Source organism: Pseudoalteromonas sp. SG43-7 (assembly GCF_014164295.1).
Taxonomy (GTDB): domain Bacteria; phylum Pseudomonadota; class Gammaproteobacteria; order Enterobacterales; family Alteromonadaceae; genus Pseudoalteromonas; species Pseudoalteromonas rhizosphaerae.
Genome location: NZ_JACJEY010000018.1, coordinates 13637 through 31012, shown reverse-complemented (window position 1 = coordinate 31012; position 17376 = coordinate 13637). Strand labels below are relative to the sequence as shown.

Below are 17376 nucleotides of genomic sequence, written 5' to 3'. Positions count from 1 at the left end.
CTCATCTAACAAATATTTCCTTCCAAGGTATTCGATGTTTACTAAATACCAAACTCAATCAATTTCTTTCAGAGCATTCAATACACGCTTAGCTGAAATCGGATACGGTGTCCCTAACGTTTGCGCAAACAAGGATACTCTAAGCTCTTGTTGCATCCAAAAAATATCCTGCAATTGTTGCGGAGCAGGCATTCCAGGCGGCACTTTTTTCAGCTGTTTTTGATACTCTTGAGCAACCTTTTCTAACTCAAGTACACATAATCTGTCACGATTTGGATCAACTGGCAACTTTTCTAAGCGTTTTTCTATTGCTTTTAAGTAACGAATTAAATCACTAAGTTTGTCTGCGCCATGATTTGAAACAAAGCCTTTGAATACCAAAGATCCCAGTTGGCTTTTTATATCTCCATGTGCAGTGATCATGGTTAAATCAACTCGCCCTTTCATTTTTTTATGTAACGCATGCGCAATACTCAACACTTGCTCAACTTGGGTTGCAATAGCAACAACCGCATCGCCGAGCTCACCGCGCACGTGCTCTTTTACTTGCTCAAACGCTTGTTCGGTGCGTACATCGCCTAATTTCACCAATAAACTGTCAACGCCTGCGGCAATACAGTCATCAATTAAATCAGCAACCTTACCAAACGGATTAAAATATAGACCTAATTTAGCCTTATTGGGTAAGTTTTGTTGCAAATATTTTATCGGCGAAGGTACATTCAGTAATACCAAACGGCGTAACCCCTGCTGATGGGCGGTTTGCGCTTTAACTTCGTTATCAAATAGCTCCACTGCCGCCGATGATTTTTTATCTACCAGCGCAGGATACGCTTTGATTTCATACTGGCCTTGTTTTTTCACATAGGATACCGGTAACTTGCCAAAATCCCATTGCAATAGGTCAGCTTTTTCAATGCCTTTATCTGCCACTTTAGACAGCGTTTGCGTCACTTTACCCTGCAATTGCGCTTTGAGTTTCGCTAAATCCATACCTCGGGCAAGTACATTATCTTTTTCATCACGAACTTCAAACTGCAGTCGTAAGTGAGTCGCAAGGGTGGTTAAATCCCAGGCCTCTGGATCAACTTTTACACCTGTCATACGTAATAAACGCGTACTGAGTGCCTCAATGAAGTTACCTTGCATAGGCTCGATTGCTGCAAGAACCGCATCTGCATAATTTGGCGCAGGCACAAAATTACGACGTAGTGATTTAGGTAAAGATTTAATTAAACCGGTGATCAACTCATGACGAAATGCAGGAATATGCCAGTCAAAGCCAGCTTCTTCTACTTGGTTTAGTAAGGCCACCGGAATTTGCACTGCAACCCCATCGACCGCTTGCCCTGGATCAAAATGATAGCTCAACGGCAACATTAAATTACCTTGTTGCCATACATCGGGGTAATCAAACTCAGTAACACTATCAGCACCGTGTTGCATTAAATCATCACGTGTCATTTGCAAGTAATGTTTATCCTGCTGCTTTTGCGTTTTATACCATTTATTAAATGCTGCACGACTGTTTATTTGAGCAGGAATTTTCTTATCGTAAAACTCATATAAGGTTTGCTCATCAACTAAAATATCACGACGGCGGCTTTTATTTTCTAGAGTTTGAATATCTTCAATCAGTTCGCGATTAAACTGCAAAAACCCTTCATTTTGACCTAAATCTTGCTCTACTAAGGCACTGCGAATAAACAACTGGCGGCTAACTTTCGGGTCAATGTTACTGTACACACAGCGACGCTTTGACACTATGATCAGCCCGTATAATACCTGCTGTTCGAAAGCGATCACTGCGCCGGGCTTTTTCTCCCAATGCGGCTCACTGTAACTGCGTTTTACTAAGTGTTGTGCTAATGGTTCAACCCAATCGATGTTAATTTTGGCATTAATACGTGCATATAATTTACTGGTTTCAACCAGCTCTGCCGACATCAACCATTTTGGGCTTTTCTTAAATAATCCAGAGCCTGGGAATACATGAAACTGACTGTTGCGAGCGCCTTTATATACTTGCTTTTCATCTTTAAAACCAATGTGACTGAGCATGCCACTCAATAGCGCTTGATGGATTTTATCGCCATCGGCAACATTGCTGGTCGCTTTCATGCCCATTTCATTGCACACAGTACTGAGCTGATAAACGATATCTTGCCACTCACGAATACGCATATAAGCGAGCATATCCTTTTGGCACAGCTTTCTGAATTGGCTGTTACTTAGCTCACTTTGCTGCTCTTCTAAGTAATTCCATAAATTTAAAAAGGCGATGAAATCTGAATCAGGATCGTCAAAACGGCCATGCTTTTCGTTTGCAGCAGCGCGTTTTTCTTGCGGGCGCTCGCGTGGATCTTGAATCGATAACGCCGCCACAATAATAATCACTTCACGCAGCGCACCCAGCTTTTGTGCTGTTAGTACCATTTTAGCTAAACGCGGGTCAACCGGTAAGCGGCTCAGTTCAATACCCGATTTAGTAAGCTGTGTATTGTTATTGTGACGACTAGGTTTTACCGCTTCAAGTTCCTCTAGTAACGTTAAGCCATCGTTGATATTACGGCTATCTGGTGCTTGTACAAATGGGAACTCGGCCATATCGCCCAACCCTAAGCCGAGCATTTTTAAAATAACTGAGGCTAAATTAGTACGTAGTATTTCTGGATCAGTAAACTCTGGGCGCGAATTAAAATCATCTTCAGCATATAAACGAATACAAATACCCGCTTCAACACGGCCACAGCGGCCTTTTCGCTGATTGGCACTGGCTTGTGATATTGGCTCAATCGGTAAACGCTGCACTTTAGTACGATAACTATAACGGCTAATGCGCGCGGTACCAGGATCAATAACGTATCGAATACCCGGCACAGTAAGTGAGGTTTCAGCAACGTTGGTCGATAAAATAATATGACGACGACTATGGGGAGCAAAAATACGGTTTTGTTCTGCGTTAGAAAGGCGCGAATACAAAGGTAAAACATCCGCTCCTTTTAAATTACGTTTACTAAGGGCATCAGCAGTATCGCGTATTTCCCGTTCACCATTTAAGAAGATTAAAATATCGCCTGGGCCTTCTTGGCACAGCTCATCAACGGCATCAAAAATACCTTGCAGCTGGTCGCCTTCAGCCTCCATATCATTTTTATCAATTTCAACCAAAGGACGATAACGCACATCCACCGGAAATGTTCGTCCTGACACTTCAATAATCGGTGCATCATTAAAATGCTTTGAGAATCGCTCTGGATCAATGGTCGCAGAGGTAATAATTATTTTTAAATCAGGACGCTTTGGTAATAGGTTTTTCAAATAACCTAAAATAAAATCAATGTTTAAACTACGTTCATGAGCTTCATCAATAATAATGGTGTCATACTGGTTTAAAAATCGGTCTTGTTGAATTTCCGCCAGTAAAATACCGTCAGTCATCAACTTTATATAGCTGTTATTTGATACTTGATCGCTAAAACGAATTTTAAAACCCACTTGCTGGCCAAGTTCACATTGCATTTCATGAGCAATCCGATCCGCGACACTGCGCGCAGCCAAACGTCTTGGTTGGGTGTGACCGATATAACCATCAACGCCACGGCCAAGTTCTAAACACATTTTAGGAATTTGCGTGGTTTTACCTGAGCCGGTTTCACCCGCGATAATAACCACTTGGTTATTGGCGATAGCCTCTTTAATGTCGTCTTTTTTCTGACTGACGGGGAGCTGCTCAGGGTAAGTTACTTTAGGTAACTGAGCTAAGCGCACCTCTCGCAATTGTTGGCTACGTGCTATATCTGCAGTGATTTTTTCAATCACGGCTGCTTGTTTTGTTTCATCGGTTATTTTTTTTATGCCGTGAAGGCGTTTTTTAAAGATGAATTGATCTTTTCTTAAACACGTTTTTAGTTCACCAAACAATTGACCTAGGTTAACCACCCGCGACTACCTTATAAAATTTGAGTAAAGACGAGCGATTGTAGCAAACTTCGCCGCAGGGGTTAACTTTGCTGCGATATAAAATGTAATAACCAAAGCTTAAAACAATAAAAAAGGCGCTAATTAAGCGCCTTTCATGTTCTTTGGGCAGAACAATTGCTGTGTTTTATTTATAGCGCAGCGAAAACTTCATCTGTTTTGGCAGCGCAAATAAAATCATTTTTGTGTAAGCCTTTAATTGAATGGCTCCACCACGTTACCGTTACTTTGCCCCACTCTGTTAGCAAGCCCGGGTGATGGCCTTCATCTTCAGCCATATCACCTACTTTATTAGTAAAAGCGATGGCTTGTTTAAAGTTTTTAAATTTATAAACACGCTCTAATTGCATAATACCGTCGCGTACTTCAGGCACCCAATCTGGGATCATTTTAATTAATTCAGCTAACTCGGTATCTGATACTTGTGGAGCGTCTACGTGACAGGCTTCACATTTTTGTGCGCTTAATGATGACATCTTAAATCCTTAACTTGCTAATTTTTCTTTAGGAGGAAATTTTGGGTCATGTAACCCTAATTCTTTTGCTTGCGCAACTAACGCCATAATATCCAGCTGTGAAATATCAAATAAATCATGGATAGAATTAATGGTGTAGTACAAAGGCTGCATAATATCAATTCGGTACGGCGTGCGTAATACATCCAATACATTCATCGGGTTGATCTCGGGCTTATCTGAATACACGTATTGTGTTTCACCTGGACTTGATAAAATACCGCCACCATAAATACGTAGACCATCATCTGTTTGCATTAGGCCAAACTCAACCGTAAACCAATACATACGGGCAAGGTAAACCCGATCTTTTTTCTCGGCAGCGTAACCTAACTGGCCATATTTATGCGTAAACTTGGCAAAATCAGGATTAGTAAGCATTGCACAATGACCAAATATTTCATGAAAAATATCAGGTTCTTGCAGGTAATCAAACTCTTCACGGCTGCGAATAAAGGTTGCGACTGGAAATTGCTTATTTGCTAATAAACGAAAGAATTCATCAAAGTCGATTAAAGCTGGCACAGGCGTAACTTGCCAGCCGGTAGTCGCTAGTAATACTTCATTAAGCTCACTTAACTGCGGAATACGGTCATGAGGCAGGTTTATTTTTTCAAGCCCTTCCATGTATTCATTGCAAGCTTTGCCTGCAATACATTTTAGTTGGCGTGCGACTAGTTCTGACCATATTTTATTTTCTGCTTCGCTCCAATGGATAACGCCATTTTCATCTGGTGTCTTGGAGGTGTATTTACTTGCTTTAGCCATAATAACCTTCTTAGTGTTAAACCGATATCGGTGTCAACCTGTTAAGGAGATACTAAGCAAATGTAAGGCAAAGTTTAATAGCTGAGACAACATCAGCTATTAGCACCAAACCGCCTTTTGTACACCAAACATTACACTTTAAGATCAAAAAGTTTACAGCGCTATTTTTAAAGGGCTAGAAGCAACACAAACCGTAAATATAAAATTACAGACTATGCAATAAAAGTAAAAGCGCGGTTAAGGTCGTTAATTATATCGTTAACATCTTCAAGGCCAACAGATAGTCTGATCAGACCATCGCTAATACCCGCAGCTGCTCTTTCTTCGGGTGAATACGGTGAATGAGTCATCGATGCCGGATGTTGAATGAGTGTTTCGGCGTCTCCTAAACTCACGGCGAGTGTGCACAATTGGGTATTATTAATAAACTGCTCGCCATCTTTTAGGCTGCCTTTTAATTCAAAGGCAATAACGCCACCAGAGGCTTTCATTTGCTTACCGATAAACTTAAACCCTGGGTGAGATGCAAGTCCGGGGTAATAAACGGTATTAACTTGGGGATGCTGCTCTAAAAATTCAGCAATAATTTGCGCACTTTCACAATGACGCTGCATTCGTATCGCTAAGGTTTTTAAACCACGATTAATAAGCCATGCATCGTGTGGACTGATTGTTGCACCAATATCTTTAAGTACGGTCATTTTAATTAATGTAATGTGCTCTTGACTGCCACACACCAAACCAGCCACAACATCACCGTGACCATTTAAATATTTAGTAGCACTGTGAACAATTAAATCAATGCCATAATCAATTGGCTTTTGCAGTAACGGCGTGAGAAAGGTGTTATCTATTACACTGATCAAATTGTGTTGTTTTGCCACTTGTCCTATTAACGCTAAATCAATTACCGCCATAGTTGGATTAACTGGGGTTTCGGCAAAAATCATTTTTGAATTCGGTTTAATTGCATCGCGTAATTGCTGCTCATCGGTCATATCTACAAACGTCACTTCAATCCCCCAACGCGGCAACATATGTGCGAAGAAAGCAAACGTACAGCCATACAAAGCGCTTGATGCGACTAAGTGATCGCCTTGCGATAAAAAACTTAATACCGATGCAGAAACCGCGCCCATTCCTGTGGCTGTTGCTGCAGCGGCTTCGCAACTTTCAAGTTGTGCGACTTTTTGTTCAAGCTCTGTCGTCGTCGGGTTACCTAAACGGGTATAAATATAGCCCGGTTCTTCACCAGCAAAACGTGCTGCACCTTGCGCGGCACTGCTAAAATGAAACGTTGAAGTTTGGTATAAAGGAGCAGTAAGTGCGCCATGCGGATCATTGGCTTTTTCTGGTCCATGGATACATTGGCTGTCGATGTGGAGTTTGTTCATTGTCTGATCTTTTTTGATTATTATTGATCCCATAATCAAAACGTATCGCAGGATAAAGCACAAGCATGCCAGATGCTCAGATGGCTATAAATTTGGATGTAGTTAGTACAGTGGCCGTTCACCACTGTACAGATTTATTGTCAGCTCGTTTCTTTCGTGCCTGCTCCTGACGGCGAAGCTTTGCGGCTCATAATTTTGCTGGCAATCAATTGCGCAGTACCTTTAAGCAAGCTGCGCTTATGCTCAAGTCGTGGTAAAGGACGGCTTAGTTCCATCGCTTTATAACCAATGCGTGCGGTAAATATACCCGCGCTTAAGCCTTGTGCTGCACGTCCTGATAATTTACCTAGTAATTCAGCACTGAGCGCTGTAGCAGCTAAATCCGATACTAACTCAGCACTGCCAACAAACATCACTTGCTTGATCAACATACGATAGAGCTTGATCCGGCTAGCATAACCAAATCCGATACCGTAAATCTTACCTATTTGCTCAATCAGTTTTGTGCCCCGCCAAAGCACTGCCATCATATCCACCAGCGCTAATGGACTTAATGCCACTAACAAGCCTGATTCAGTGGCAAAACGGTTGATCAGCTTTTTAGCTTGAGTATCTTGTTTCACTAACAAACTATCGGCGTACAAGGTCATGATCTCTTTATCGCTATGATGGCTATCAATGCTTGCTTTAAACTCATCAAAGCCGGTTAACTGCTGATGTTTATTGAGTTTTTCAAGCCAAGGTAGTGCGCCACCAACCTGTTCGCTATTGAGCAAACGATCCGCTTCATGACGATGTAATTGATTGCGCTTTAAGCTGCGCAACATTCTATACTCACGCCATAAGAGCTTGCCTAACAACAACACGCCACTGAGCAGTGCAATTAAATATACACTGCCTAAAATGATGGATTGCTGAAATGTCACAACCATAGAAAATATAAATTCAGCTAACACTAAAGTTATAAAGCTAATCGCAAACACCCCTTTCAGAGTTTGCCATTTTGACTTTTTATAAACAGGGGTTAAATCAATCTCTTCATCTTGGGGCTCATCGATAACGTGCTCATATTCATACTCCCCTTGATCGATCACTTTAGCTGGGGTCAAGGTAAGTTCATTGTCTATTGGCTGTTCACTAGTATCAATACGTCTGCCGGCTTGAAAGCCTGAAGCGGTCTTGCTCATGTTAGTTTGTCTCCTAAAAGGTACTGCATGACATGATCTAAACGAATGTGTTTTAGTTGCTTGTCTGGACTTGGCATTGGTGCAAACGATAAAAACTCAAAACCATGGCTTGGCCACTCATCTTTATTGAGCATGCGCATTGGTGGCTGCGGTGGTAAGTAGGTCAACCATTGCGACTCTGATAACGGCTTACCATAAATACAATTGAGGGTTTTACCTTGCTCAACCACTTGTTTTGGCATGGTTGCCGTAATAGATGACATCGCCATAGTTTCTATTTTAACGCCATCAAATTTTAAGTGATTACTTTGCTCGTGCACTAATGAGTCCAACAACAGCGCTAAATCTTTATGGTGTGCACTACTAATATGATCTGACTTATTCGCAGCAAACAATAGTTTATCTATATTGGGTTTAAACAAGCGTTTTAAAAAGCCAGTTTCGCCATAGTTAAAATGCGCGAGTAATTGTTTGATCACATCCCCTTGCTCTTGCAGCGTCTCAGGCCCTTCATTGAGCGCACTGAGCACATCAACAAGCACTATTTGCCGATCAAAGTTGCGAAAGTGTTGTGTATAAAATGGCTTAACCACTTCTTTCACATAAGCATTAAAGCGCTTTTGCAAGTGCGCCAAATTAGACCCTGCAACCACCTCATCATTAGCCTGCGCAACTGGGAAAAACAGTAATAACGGTGCACCTTGTAACTCACCTGGCATCAGCATGCGTCCAGGTTGTAGCATCGCCAATTTAGTGTCTCTTTTAAGACTCACTAACAGCGTTTGGTAGTGCGTAGCAATCGCGCTTAGCGCACTTTCATCTACCGGTGCAGTTAAATCAAGTTCGCTCAGTGCAGTTAAAAATGCTTGTGCCTTTTCAACCCGAGGAGAGCGCTGTAACAGTGCATATTGCTGCTCACTCCATTGTTGATAGCTTTGCTCTAGCATGGGTAAATCAAGCAGCCACTCACCGGGGTAATCAATAATGTCTAAATATAAGGTTGATTGCGGTGCAAAGTGACCACGTAAGCCTGCGTTACTACGATATTTAATTGCTAGGCGTAAAGTATTTATGCGCTCGGTTGATGCAGGCCAGTGTGGTTGTCCTTCAAGCGGCAATAAAGCACTTAGGGCTTTAGGGTAATCAAATGTAGGAATGGTCAGCGCTTGTTGCGGTACTATTTTTGTGGCGATATGGCGCTGTTGCTGCATAACATCAAAAAACGGTAAGTTTTTGTCTGTTGCTTGGCTGGTTAAATGCTTTACTAAAGCGGTAATAAAAGCGGTTTTACCACTGCCACTGAGGCCAGTTACCGCTAATTTTACGTGTTGATCTAAACTACGGTGAACAGCTTTTTCAGCCTTACCTTTGAGTTTATTAAAGGCGTTTTTTGCAGATGAAGTGTTTATCATAATGAGCTAGCACTTCAGCGCCATTATTAGTTAGGTGGCTAAAGTGCTATTAAGTCCTTTACAGCTTATTGATTTCACGGCTAACCGTAAACTCGGTTGAAGTAACATAACGTTCCATATCTTGTAAACGTATATCAACACGTCCCAAACGGTCTTTTAAATCTTGTAAAGCACGACGTGGTGGCTCACCTTTTTGCCATACTTTAAATTTTACTTCAAGAGGATCTTCGTGTTTTGCCGCATCAGTTTTGCTTTGTGCATTGGCAGGTTTTTTATCTAAAATAAACCACGCTGCGATGTAAGCCACAACAAACAACGGGCCACCAGCTAGTAACACTGCCGTTACTACGATAATACGTACTAACCACAATTCCATATTGAAATAATCACTGAGCCCTGCACATACACCGGCTATTTTACCACGTGCTGGATCTCTTAGCAGTTCACGTTTAGCACTCATACCTTACGCCTCCACTGTGGGGCCTCTTGATCAAGTAGTGCTTCTAAAGTTTCTACTCGGTCAGCCATTTTATCTGCTTTTTGAGCAAGCTCAAGTAACTGGCGGTGTTCGTGTTCGCTCAAGCCTTGGCTTACTTGCTTTTTACTTCGGTAATGTAAAATTAACCAAAGGGGTGCTACCACAACCATAAAAATGATAATTGGAGCAACAAACACTTCTGCATCAAACATAACCCTCTCCTACACATCCATTAATTTATCAAGCATAGGGGGATGACTCCCCCTTTATTTATTATCTTTATTTATCAGCAAGCTTCTTTTTAAGTGCTGCTAATTCATCATCGATTTTTTCGTTTTGCTGTAACTCAGCAATTTCATCAGCCAATGACTTTTTGCCTAAGTCGTACGATTCTACTTGTGATTCTAGTCCATCAATCTTAGTTTCGTAGCGCTCAAAGCGATTTAATGCATCTTCAACTTTAGAGCTGTCTAATGCTTTTTTCACCTCTAGGCGTGACTCAGCTGAGCGTTGACGTAAAATAATCGCTTTTTGACGTGCTTTTGCATCCGCTAACTTGTCTTGTAGCGTACTTACTTCCTGTTGCAGCTTATCAATGTGAGATTCTATGTGACTGAGTTCATCTTCAACAGCAGCAACCGCTTGTGCTGACTTTTGCTTTTCAAGCAATGCAGCACGGGCTAGATCATCACGGTCTTTGCTCAATGCCAGCTCGGCTTTATCTTGCCATTGAGCGACTTGCTCTTTTAATGTATCGACACGACGTACTAATTCTTTTTTCTCTGCTAATGTTTTCGCAGAGGTTGAACGTACTTCAACCAATGTGTCTTCCATCTCTTGGATGATCAGACGTACCATTTTTTCAGGATCTTCTGCTTTATCTAAAATGGCATTGATATTAGAATTAACAATATCTGCAAAACGCGAAAAAATTCCCATAACATTTACCTCTGTAGTGTTTAACTTAATTGGTCTGCTGTTACTGTTACAATATGCTTGCCAACTTTATAAAACATAAAATACAGTAATATTTTCATAATGTTAAACTAAAAATACAAATTCCTTTAGTTCTCCCTAATTATGAAATACACTAACTGTTAGTAAAAATGACTAAGAGTTAGGGAATATGAGCCAATTTCGCCAACAAGATAATTTACTCGGCCAATCAGACAGCTTTTTAGCGGTACTTGATCAAGTTTCACAGCTGGCAAGTTTAGATAAACCAGTACTGATTATTGGTGAACGTGGCACAGGTAAAGAACTGATCGCCGCCCGTTTACACTTTTTATCAAAGCGCTGGGAGCAAAGCTACATTAAGCTCAACTGTGCGGCACTTAACGAAAACTTGCTTGAAAGCGAATTGTTTGGCCATGAAAGTGGTGCCTTTACCGGCGCAAGTAAACGCCACGAAGGACGCTTTGAACGTGCCAATGCCGGTACGCTATTTTTAGACGAACTAGCAAATACCTCTGCCATGGTGCAAGAAAAACTATTACGGGTAATTGAATACGGTGAATTTGAGCGAGTCGGTGGCAAACAAACCGTCAAGGTCGATACTCGCTTAGTCTGCGCAACCAATGAAGACCTTCCTTATTTAGCCGAGCAAGGTGAATTTAGAAGCGATTTACTCGACAGGCTCGCATTTGATGTAATCACTTTACCGCCACTGCGCGAACGTCAGGAAGACATCATGTTACTCGCTGAGCAATTTGCGATGAATATGGCCCGTGATTTGGACTGGCAACTATTCAGTGGTTTCACCCGCAGTGCTGTGGAAATACTGCAAGGGCATGATTGGCCAGGTAATATACGTGAACTTAAAAATGTCGTGGAACGAAGCTTATATCGCCATGGCAGTGAACATATTCCCGTTCACCAGATTATTTTAGACCCATTTGAAAGCCGCTTTAGACCTAAGCAACGAATTAAAAAACTCCCCACTAAAGCCGTAGAAGCAGCTCCTGTTGCAGTTGTAGCCAATGAACCGATAGTTGCAACAAGTACCCCGCAATTTCAGTTTCCATGTAGCTTAAAAGACCTCTCAAATGAATTTGAAATTGATTTAATAAAAAAAGCGCTTGAATATAGTCAATTTAATCAAAAGAAAACTGCAGAAGTACTTGGTTTAACGTATCATCAACTACGAGGCTATTTGAAAAAATACAACTTGTTAGATCAACAATAATAGTCAGAGGCTAAACGAGTGTATAAATTATTACTTGGTATCTTAACGGTATGCCTAACGGGTTGCTTAGATACCAAAGAAAAAACGCTAGAAGAAAAGAATCAGGGCTTAGTTTATTGCGCTGAGGCTAACCCTGTGTCGTTCAATCCCCAAGTGACGACCACAGGTTCGACGATCGATATTATTGCAAATCAATTGTATGACCGTTTGATCAGTATCGATCCCGTGACCGCTGAATTTAAAAGTGAACTGGCCACTGACTGGAAAATAAGTAAAGACGGCAAGTCAGTTACCTTTACCTTGCGCAAAGGAGTGAAGTTTCATACTACTGCATACTTTACCCCAAGCAGAGAGTTTAACGCTGATGATGTAATCTTTACCTTTAGCCGTTTATTCGATGTGTATAATCCTTATCACTTTGTTGGGGATGCCAATTACCCTTATTTTCAAAGTGTCGGCATTGACCAGCTAATTCGGCAAATTGTTCGCGTGTCCGACTACCAAGTGCGCTTTGAATTATTTAATGCCGAAAGCAGTTTTTTAGCCAATATGGCAACTGATTTTGCAGTGGTTTTGTCTCGCGAATATGCCATGCAATTAAAACAGCGCGACCAAGTTAATCTTTTTGATCAATACCCTGTTGGTACTGGCCCCTATGTTTATAAAGAGTATCGTCGCGATCACTTAGTCCGCTATTATCGTAATCCTGACTATTGGAAACACCATGTAGTGCTGGAGCAGTTGGTTTACGACATCACCCCAAATGGCACCACCCGAATTGCAAAAATGCTCACTAAAGAGTGCGATGTAACCGCACACCCAAGTAGCGCACAGTTAAGTATTTTAGCCCAACGCGACGACATTAACGTACAAAAAGAAACCAATCTTAATGTAGGTTATTGGGCGTTTAATACCGAGCGCCCACCATTTGACGATTTAAGAGTACGCCAAGCACTGGCCCATGCCATTGACGTTGAAAAAATCATGCAAGCAGTTTATTACGGCAACGGTATTCGTGCGCAATCGTTATTACCGCCAACATCATGGGCATATCAACCACAAGCTAAACTACCCGGATTTAACCCTGATCTAGCAAAAAAACTGCTGATTGAGGCTGGCCTTCCTAATGGCTTTGATATGACCATTTGGGCTATGCCAGTGAGCCGAATTTATAATCCTAACGCACGTAAAATGGCCGAGCTAATGCAAAGCGATTTACGAAAAATTGGTGTAAACGTCAGTATCGTTGAGTATGAGTGGAACACCTTTATTCAACGAATAGGTGAACACCGCCATGACAGCGTGTTATTAGGTTGGGCTGCAGATACACCGGATCCAGATAACTTTTTTAGCCCGCTACTCAGTTGCACCGCGGCATTTAGTGGTAAAAACCCTGCGAATTGGTGTGATCCTGAGTTTGACTTACTCTTGACACAAGCGCTTGATACCACCGATTTAGCCAAACGAAAAGCCTATTATCAACAAGCACAAGCGATGATAGTGCGTGAACTACCTTTATTACCACTTGCCCACGGTATGCGTTTTCAAGCAAGTAGTGCCGATGTAGAAGGTATTCCACTTGGCCCATTTGGCGCAATTTCCTTAGCCAACGCGAGGAAAAAATAATGGTGTTAAATTATATTTTACGCCGTTTAGGCTTACTGTTATTTATGATGTTTACCTTGAGTGTATTTACATTTTCACTCAGTTATTTATTTCCCGGCGATCCGCTTAGTAATTTAAGTGGTATCAGTAATACCAGTTTTTCACAAACCAGTGAACTACAAGAAAAATATCACTTTAACGATAATTATTTAATGCAATATTTTGCTTTTATTGCGCGTATTGTGCAAGGCGACTGGGGCGTGTCGTTCGCTTCGGGCGACAGCGTATTTACTCATATTATCGAGCTATTCCCTGCCACGTTAGAGCTGAGTATTTATGCGTTAATTATTTCTGTTGTGGTTGGCGTTCCGGCAGGTATCTTGGCGGCGGCCTATCATCGGCGCTGGCCAGATAAACTGGTTAACTCCACAACGTTAGTAGGCTACTCAATGCCGGTATTTTGGTTAGCTTTGCTGCTGATCATGGTGTTCTCATTACAACTAGGTTGGTTCCCGATGTCAGGGCGAATGGGCTTACTGTACGAGATCCCCTCCCAAACTGGCTTTATTTTGATTGATATTGTATTAGCAGACTTTCCTTATTCTGGTCTAGCAATGCTTGATGCTCTGCATCATTTAACCCTGCCGACCATTGTTCTGGCAATGTACCCAACCACTGTATTAGTGCGCTTTACACGAGAGTCGATGTTGCATGTGCTTGAGCAAAGTTTTATTAAAACCGCCCGAGCCAAAGGCTTAAACCGTGCCCAATTAATTATGCATCATGCCTTACGTAATGCCTTGTTACCGGTTATAAAGCAAATTGGTTTGCAGTTTAGTACTTTGATCACTCTGGCGATGATCACTGAGGTGATTTTTTCATGGCCCGGTGTTGGCCGTTGGTTAATTGATAGTATTTATCAACGAGACTACCCTGCCATTCAAGGTGGCTTATTAGCGGTATCGATGTTTGTAATTCTGGCGACTATTATTGCAGAATTAACCTATACCTTGTTCGACCCGCTGTCACGGAATCAAGCGCATGGCAAAGTTTAATTTATTTTCAGAAGAGTCAAACAAATCGCCATTAGCGCGATTTTGGCGCAAATTTAAATCCAATCATCCTGCCTTAGTGGGGTTATGGATTTTTATCGCCTTTGCTATTTTAGCTGCGGCTGCGCCACTGATTGCACCATATGGGGTAAACCAACAACACAGTGAAGCGTTACTTATTCCTCCATCGTGGCATGAAATGGGCGATGTACGTTTTATACTCGGTACTGACGATTTAGGTCGCGATGTACTCTCACGGCTTATGAATGGCGCAACTTATACCTTTGGCTTATCAGTCATTGCTGCGCTGATCACCACCATCATAGGTGTGTTAGTAGGCACATTTGCCGGCATTAGCCGAGGTATTCGCTCAAGCTTTTTAAATCATCTACTTGATATAACCTTATCAATACCGTCTTTATTATTAGCGATTATTATTATTGCGATATTAGGCCCAGGCCTGATGAATACCGTGTGGGCAATTATTTTAGCGCTATTACCGCAATTTATTCACTCGGTGCGTAACCTCATCGTCACTGAGCTTAATAAAGATTACATTACTGCATTTAAACTTGATGGCGCATCGAATTGGCATATTCTCTCCAGAGGGATTTTTCCAAATATTTATGAGCATATTGTGGTTATTTTTACGATGGCATTATCGACCGCTATTTTAGATATTTCCGCTTTGGGCTTTTTAAAACTAGGGGCACAACCACCAACCACAGAGTGGGGTGCAATTTTAGCTGAAAATCTGGGTTTAATTTATTTAGCACCTTGGACCGTTGGCTTGCCTGGGGTATTACTCTTTTTAGCCGTGCTGTCGACCAACTTAGTGGGCGACGGGCTACGCCAAGTGCTCAAAGCACGTAAGGCTGACTAAATGCAATTACTTGATATACGAAATCTGACCATAGAGCTGCGCACCTCTGATACTGTTATTCGCGCCGTAGATAGAGTGAACTTGAGCCTCAAAGAAGGTGAAGTACATGCATTAGTGGGCGAATCTGGCTCAGGTAAAAGCTTAATTGCTAAAGCCATTGTGGGTGTATTAAATAAACGCTGGCACATTACAGCCGACCGAATGCATTGGCGTGGCGTAGATTTAATGCGTCTATCAAACGAACAACGACGTAAAATTGTTGGTAGTGACATCGCAATGATTTATCAAGATCCCAGTCGCTGTCTTGATCCAACCGCAAAAATATTTGAGCAAATAGCCGAAACGCTCCCAGAAATAGCAAACTCCGGGTTTTTCTTAAAGCGTAACCGCGAACGTAAAGACCGAGTAAAAGCGTTGATCCATAAAGTGGGCATTAAAGATCACGAAAAAGTACTATCGAGCTACCCTCACGAGCTCTCAGAAGGCGTATGTCAAAAGGTCATGATTGCTATGGCCATTGCTCGTACACCTAAGTTACTGATTGCCGATGAACCAACCACCGCGCTGGAAAGTACCACCCGCGCGCAAGTATTTCGGTTATTAAAAAGTTTAAATCAACTTAAAAACATGTCAATTTTAATGATCTCCCATGAACTTGAAGAAATCATTAATTGGTCCCATGGTATGCATGTACTTTACTGCGGGCAAATGGTTGAAGCAGGTCCAACCCAGCGTATTTTTGCCCAGCCTCGCCACCCTTATACGCAAGCATTATTAAAAAGCTTACCGGATTATGAGCAAGGGCTTGCCCATAAAGAACCTTTTTATGCACTAAAAGGTACAATCCCAACCTTGCAGCATTTGCCCATAGGCTGTCGTCTTGGTCCTCGCTGTCCGCAGGCACAAAAAGCTTGTGTAGTAACACCGCCTTTAACTAAACAACATGGTCATAGTTATGCGTGTCATTTTCCATTGATTAAGGTGATGAAATAATGCAACCTCTGTTAAAAGTGCAAGCCTTGTCAAAAAGCTTTAACCTGCGTGCTGGGTTATTTTCACGTAAGCGTTTTGAGGTATTAAAAAACATCTCGTTTTGTTTAGAGCAAGGTGAAACACTGGCTATTATTGGCGAAACTGGCTCTGGTAAAAGTACCCTAGCAAAATTACTCGCTGGAGCAGACAGCGCAGATGCTGGGCAAATCCTACTCGATGGCAACATCATCGAAAACAAAGGCGTTCGCGATCAGCAATGCCGCCATATTAGAATGATTTTTCAAGACTCCGAAGCCTCGCTAAACCCAGGTTTAACGATCGGCGATATGCTCGACGATTGCCTGCAATATAATACTTCTTTGGATAAAGTAACTCGCGCTGAAAAAATCACCGCAACACTGTCTAAAGTAGGTTTATTAAACGACCATCAGTATTACTACCCACATATGTTTAGTGGCGGTCAGCTGCAACGTGTCGCTCTAGCACGTGCATTAATACTCGACCCTAAGGTTGTGGTACTTGATGAAGCATTATCGTCTCTGGACCCTTCTGTACGTGCACAAACCGTCAACCTGCTACTCAAGCTTCAACAGGACACGGGTCTCAGTTATATCTTGATCACTCACCACTTAAGTTTAGTACGCCACATCAGCGATCAACTTGTAGTACTCGATCACGGTGAAATTGTTGAATACGGTAGAACCGAGGATGTATTCCAAAAGCCACAATCAAAAGTCACTCAGAAATTGTTGAGTTGTTGAATATAGTTACGAGGTGCTAGGTGAAAGGTTCTAGGAAAAGCCAGAGTAGCCCGGCGTTAAATTTTAACGTTGGTTGTGTAGGTTGGGTAGAGAGCAACGAAACCCAACGTTTAGTGTGCTAGCTGATAGACGGCTTAGAGCGAATACCTGTCATTCAAGGCT

15 protein-coding genes are annotated in these 17376 nt (G+C 41.9%); 6 read left to right on the top strand and 9 right to left on the bottom strand.

Going from position 1 to position 17376, the window contains the following annotated elements; all coding sequences use genetic code 11:
- Positions 1–54: 54 nt before the first annotated feature.
- From hrpA to pspA, 9 genes are all read right to left on the bottom strand, one after another.
- Positions 55–3942, bottom strand: coding sequence for an ATP-dependent RNA helicase HrpA (gene hrpA / locus H5200_RS10285; protein ID WP_182718138.1), 3888 nt, complete (start codon positions 3940–3942; stop codon positions 55–57).
- 170 nt (positions 3943–4112) lie between these two features.
- Entirely contained in the window at positions 4113–4457 is a 345-nt protein-coding gene (locus H5200_RS10280; protein ID WP_149980747.1) for a 4a-hydroxytetrahydrobiopterin dehydratase, read from the bottom strand.
- A 9-nt stretch (positions 4458–4466) separates the two neighbouring features.
- On the bottom strand, positions 4467–5264 hold the full coding sequence (gene phhA / locus H5200_RS10275; protein WP_145241432.1) for a phenylalanine 4-monooxygenase: 798 nt from the start codon (positions 5262–5264) through the stop codon (positions 4467–4469).
- Positions 5265–5476: 212 nt separating this feature from the next.
- A complete protein-coding gene (gene megL / locus H5200_RS10270; RefSeq protein WP_182718139.1) occupies positions 5477–6658 on the bottom strand; it encodes a methionine gamma-lyase in 1182 nt (393 codons plus the stop codon).
- Positions 6659–6798: 140 nt separating this feature from the next.
- Positions 6799–7845 carry a TIGR01620 family protein gene (locus tag H5200_RS10265; protein WP_182761443.1) on the bottom strand — a complete coding sequence of 349 codons (1047 nt, stop codon included), beginning with the start codon at positions 7843–7845 and terminating at the stop codon, positions 6799–6801.
- Positions 7842–9257, bottom strand: coding sequence for a YcjX family protein (locus H5200_RS10260; protein WP_220497014.1), 1416 nt, complete (start codon positions 9255–9257; stop codon positions 7842–7844). The genes H5200_RS10265 and H5200_RS10260 overlap by 4 nt, the downstream gene beginning before the upstream one ends.
- A 58-nt stretch (positions 9258–9315) precedes the next feature.
- On the bottom strand, positions 9316–9717 hold the full coding sequence (pspC, locus tag H5200_RS10255; protein WP_145241438.1) for an envelope stress response membrane protein PspC: 402 nt from the start codon (positions 9715–9717) through the stop codon (positions 9316–9318).
- Positions 9714–9947: an envelope stress response membrane protein PspB gene (gene pspB / locus H5200_RS10250; RefSeq protein WP_145241440.1), complete on the bottom strand. Its 234-nt coding sequence runs from the start codon at positions 9945–9947 to the stop codon at positions 9714–9716. The genes pspC and pspB overlap by 4 nt, the downstream gene beginning before the upstream one ends.
- Positions 9948–10014: 67 nt before the next feature.
- Positions 10015–10674 carry a phage shock protein PspA gene (pspA, locus tag H5200_RS10245; RefSeq protein ID WP_145241442.1) on the bottom strand — a complete coding sequence of 220 codons (660 nt, stop codon included), beginning with the start codon at positions 10672–10674 and terminating at the stop codon, positions 10015–10017.
- A 187-nt stretch (positions 10675–10861) separates the two neighbouring features.
- Here pspA and pspF point away from each other — a divergent pair, with 187 nt between their 5' ends.
- The 6 genes from pspF to H5200_RS10215 are packed head-to-tail and all read left to right on the top strand — an operon-like array spanning position 10862 to position 17214.
- On the top strand, positions 10862–11920 hold the full coding sequence (gene pspF, locus H5200_RS10240; RefSeq protein ID WP_145241444.1) for a phage shock protein operon transcriptional activator: 1059 nt from the start codon (positions 10862–10864) through the stop codon (positions 11918–11920).
- 18 nt (positions 11921–11938) lie between these two features.
- Complete coding sequence (locus H5200_RS10235) at positions 11939–13546, top strand: ABC transporter substrate-binding protein (protein WP_145241446.1); 1608 nt, start codon at positions 11939–11941, stop codon at positions 13544–13546.
- On the top strand, positions 13546–14580 hold the full coding sequence (locus H5200_RS10230) for an ABC transporter permease subunit (RefSeq protein ID WP_145241448.1): 1035 nt from the start codon (positions 13546–13548) through the stop codon (positions 14578–14580). The genes H5200_RS10235 and H5200_RS10230 overlap by 1 nt, the downstream gene beginning before the upstream one ends.
- Positions 14567–15460 carry an ABC transporter permease subunit gene (locus tag H5200_RS10225; protein WP_182761442.1) on the top strand — a complete coding sequence of 298 codons (894 nt, stop codon included), beginning with the start codon at positions 14567–14569 and terminating at the stop codon, positions 15458–15460. Before H5200_RS10230 ends, H5200_RS10225 begins: the two co-directional genes overlap by 14 nt.
- A complete protein-coding gene (locus H5200_RS10220) occupies positions 15461–16453 on the top strand; it encodes an oligopeptide/dipeptide ABC transporter ATP-binding protein (RefSeq protein WP_182761441.1) in 993 nt (330 codons plus the stop codon).
- Positions 16453–17214, top strand: a complete 762-nt coding sequence (locus H5200_RS10215) for an ATP-binding cassette domain-containing protein (RefSeq protein WP_145241455.1) — start codon at positions 16453–16455, stop codon at positions 17212–17214. The genes H5200_RS10220 and H5200_RS10215 overlap by 1 nt, the downstream gene beginning before the upstream one ends.
- The last annotated feature ends 162 nt before the right edge of the window (positions 17215–17376 follow it).

Excerpts from the sequence above, each read along its gene's own strand:
- H5200_RS10280 (WP_149980747.1), bottom strand. The coding sequence starts at position 4,457 with ATGTCATCATTAAGCGCACAAAAATGTGAAGCCTGTCACGTAGACGCT.
- phhA (WP_145241432.1), bottom strand. The coding sequence starts at position 5,264 with ATGGCTAAAGCAAGTAAATACACCTCCAAGACACCAGATGAAAATGGC.
- megL (WP_182718139.1), bottom strand. The coding sequence starts at position 6,658 with ATGAACAAACTCCACATCGACAGCCAATGTATCCATGGACCAGAAAAA.
- H5200_RS10265 (WP_182761443.1), bottom strand. The coding sequence starts at position 7,845 with ATGAGCAAGACCGCTTCAGGCTTTCAAGCCGGCAGACGTATTGATACT.
- H5200_RS10260 (WP_220497014.1), bottom strand. The coding sequence starts at position 9,257 with ATGATAAACACTTCATCTGCAAAAAACGCCTTTAATAAACTCAAAGGT.
- pspC (WP_145241438.1), bottom strand. The coding sequence starts at position 9,717 with ATGAGTGCTAAACGTGAACTGCTAAGAGATCCAGCACGTGGTAAAATA.
- pspB (WP_145241440.1), bottom strand. The coding sequence starts at position 9,947 with ATGTTTGATGCAGAAGTGTTTGTTGCTCCAATTATCATTTTTATGGTT.
- pspA (WP_145241442.1), bottom strand. The coding sequence starts at position 10,674 with ATGGGAATTTTTTCGCGTTTTGCAGATATTGTTAATTCTAATATCAAT.
- pspF (WP_145241444.1), top strand. The coding sequence starts at position 10,862 with ATGAGCCAATTTCGCCAACAAGATAATTTACTCGGCCAATCAGACAGC.
- H5200_RS10230 (WP_145241448.1), top strand. The coding sequence starts at position 13,546 with ATGGTGTTAAATTATATTTTACGCCGTTTAGGCTTACTGTTATTTATG.
- H5200_RS10225 (WP_182761442.1), top strand. The coding sequence starts at position 14,567 with ATGGCAAAGTTTAATTTATTTTCAGAAGAGTCAAACAAATCGCCATTA.
- H5200_RS10220 (WP_182761441.1), top strand. The coding sequence starts at position 15,461 with ATGCAATTACTTGATATACGAAATCTGACCATAGAGCTGCGCACCTCT.
- H5200_RS10215 (WP_145241455.1), top strand. The coding sequence starts at position 16,453 with ATGCAACCTCTGTTAAAAGTGCAAGCCTTGTCAAAAAGCTTTAACCTG.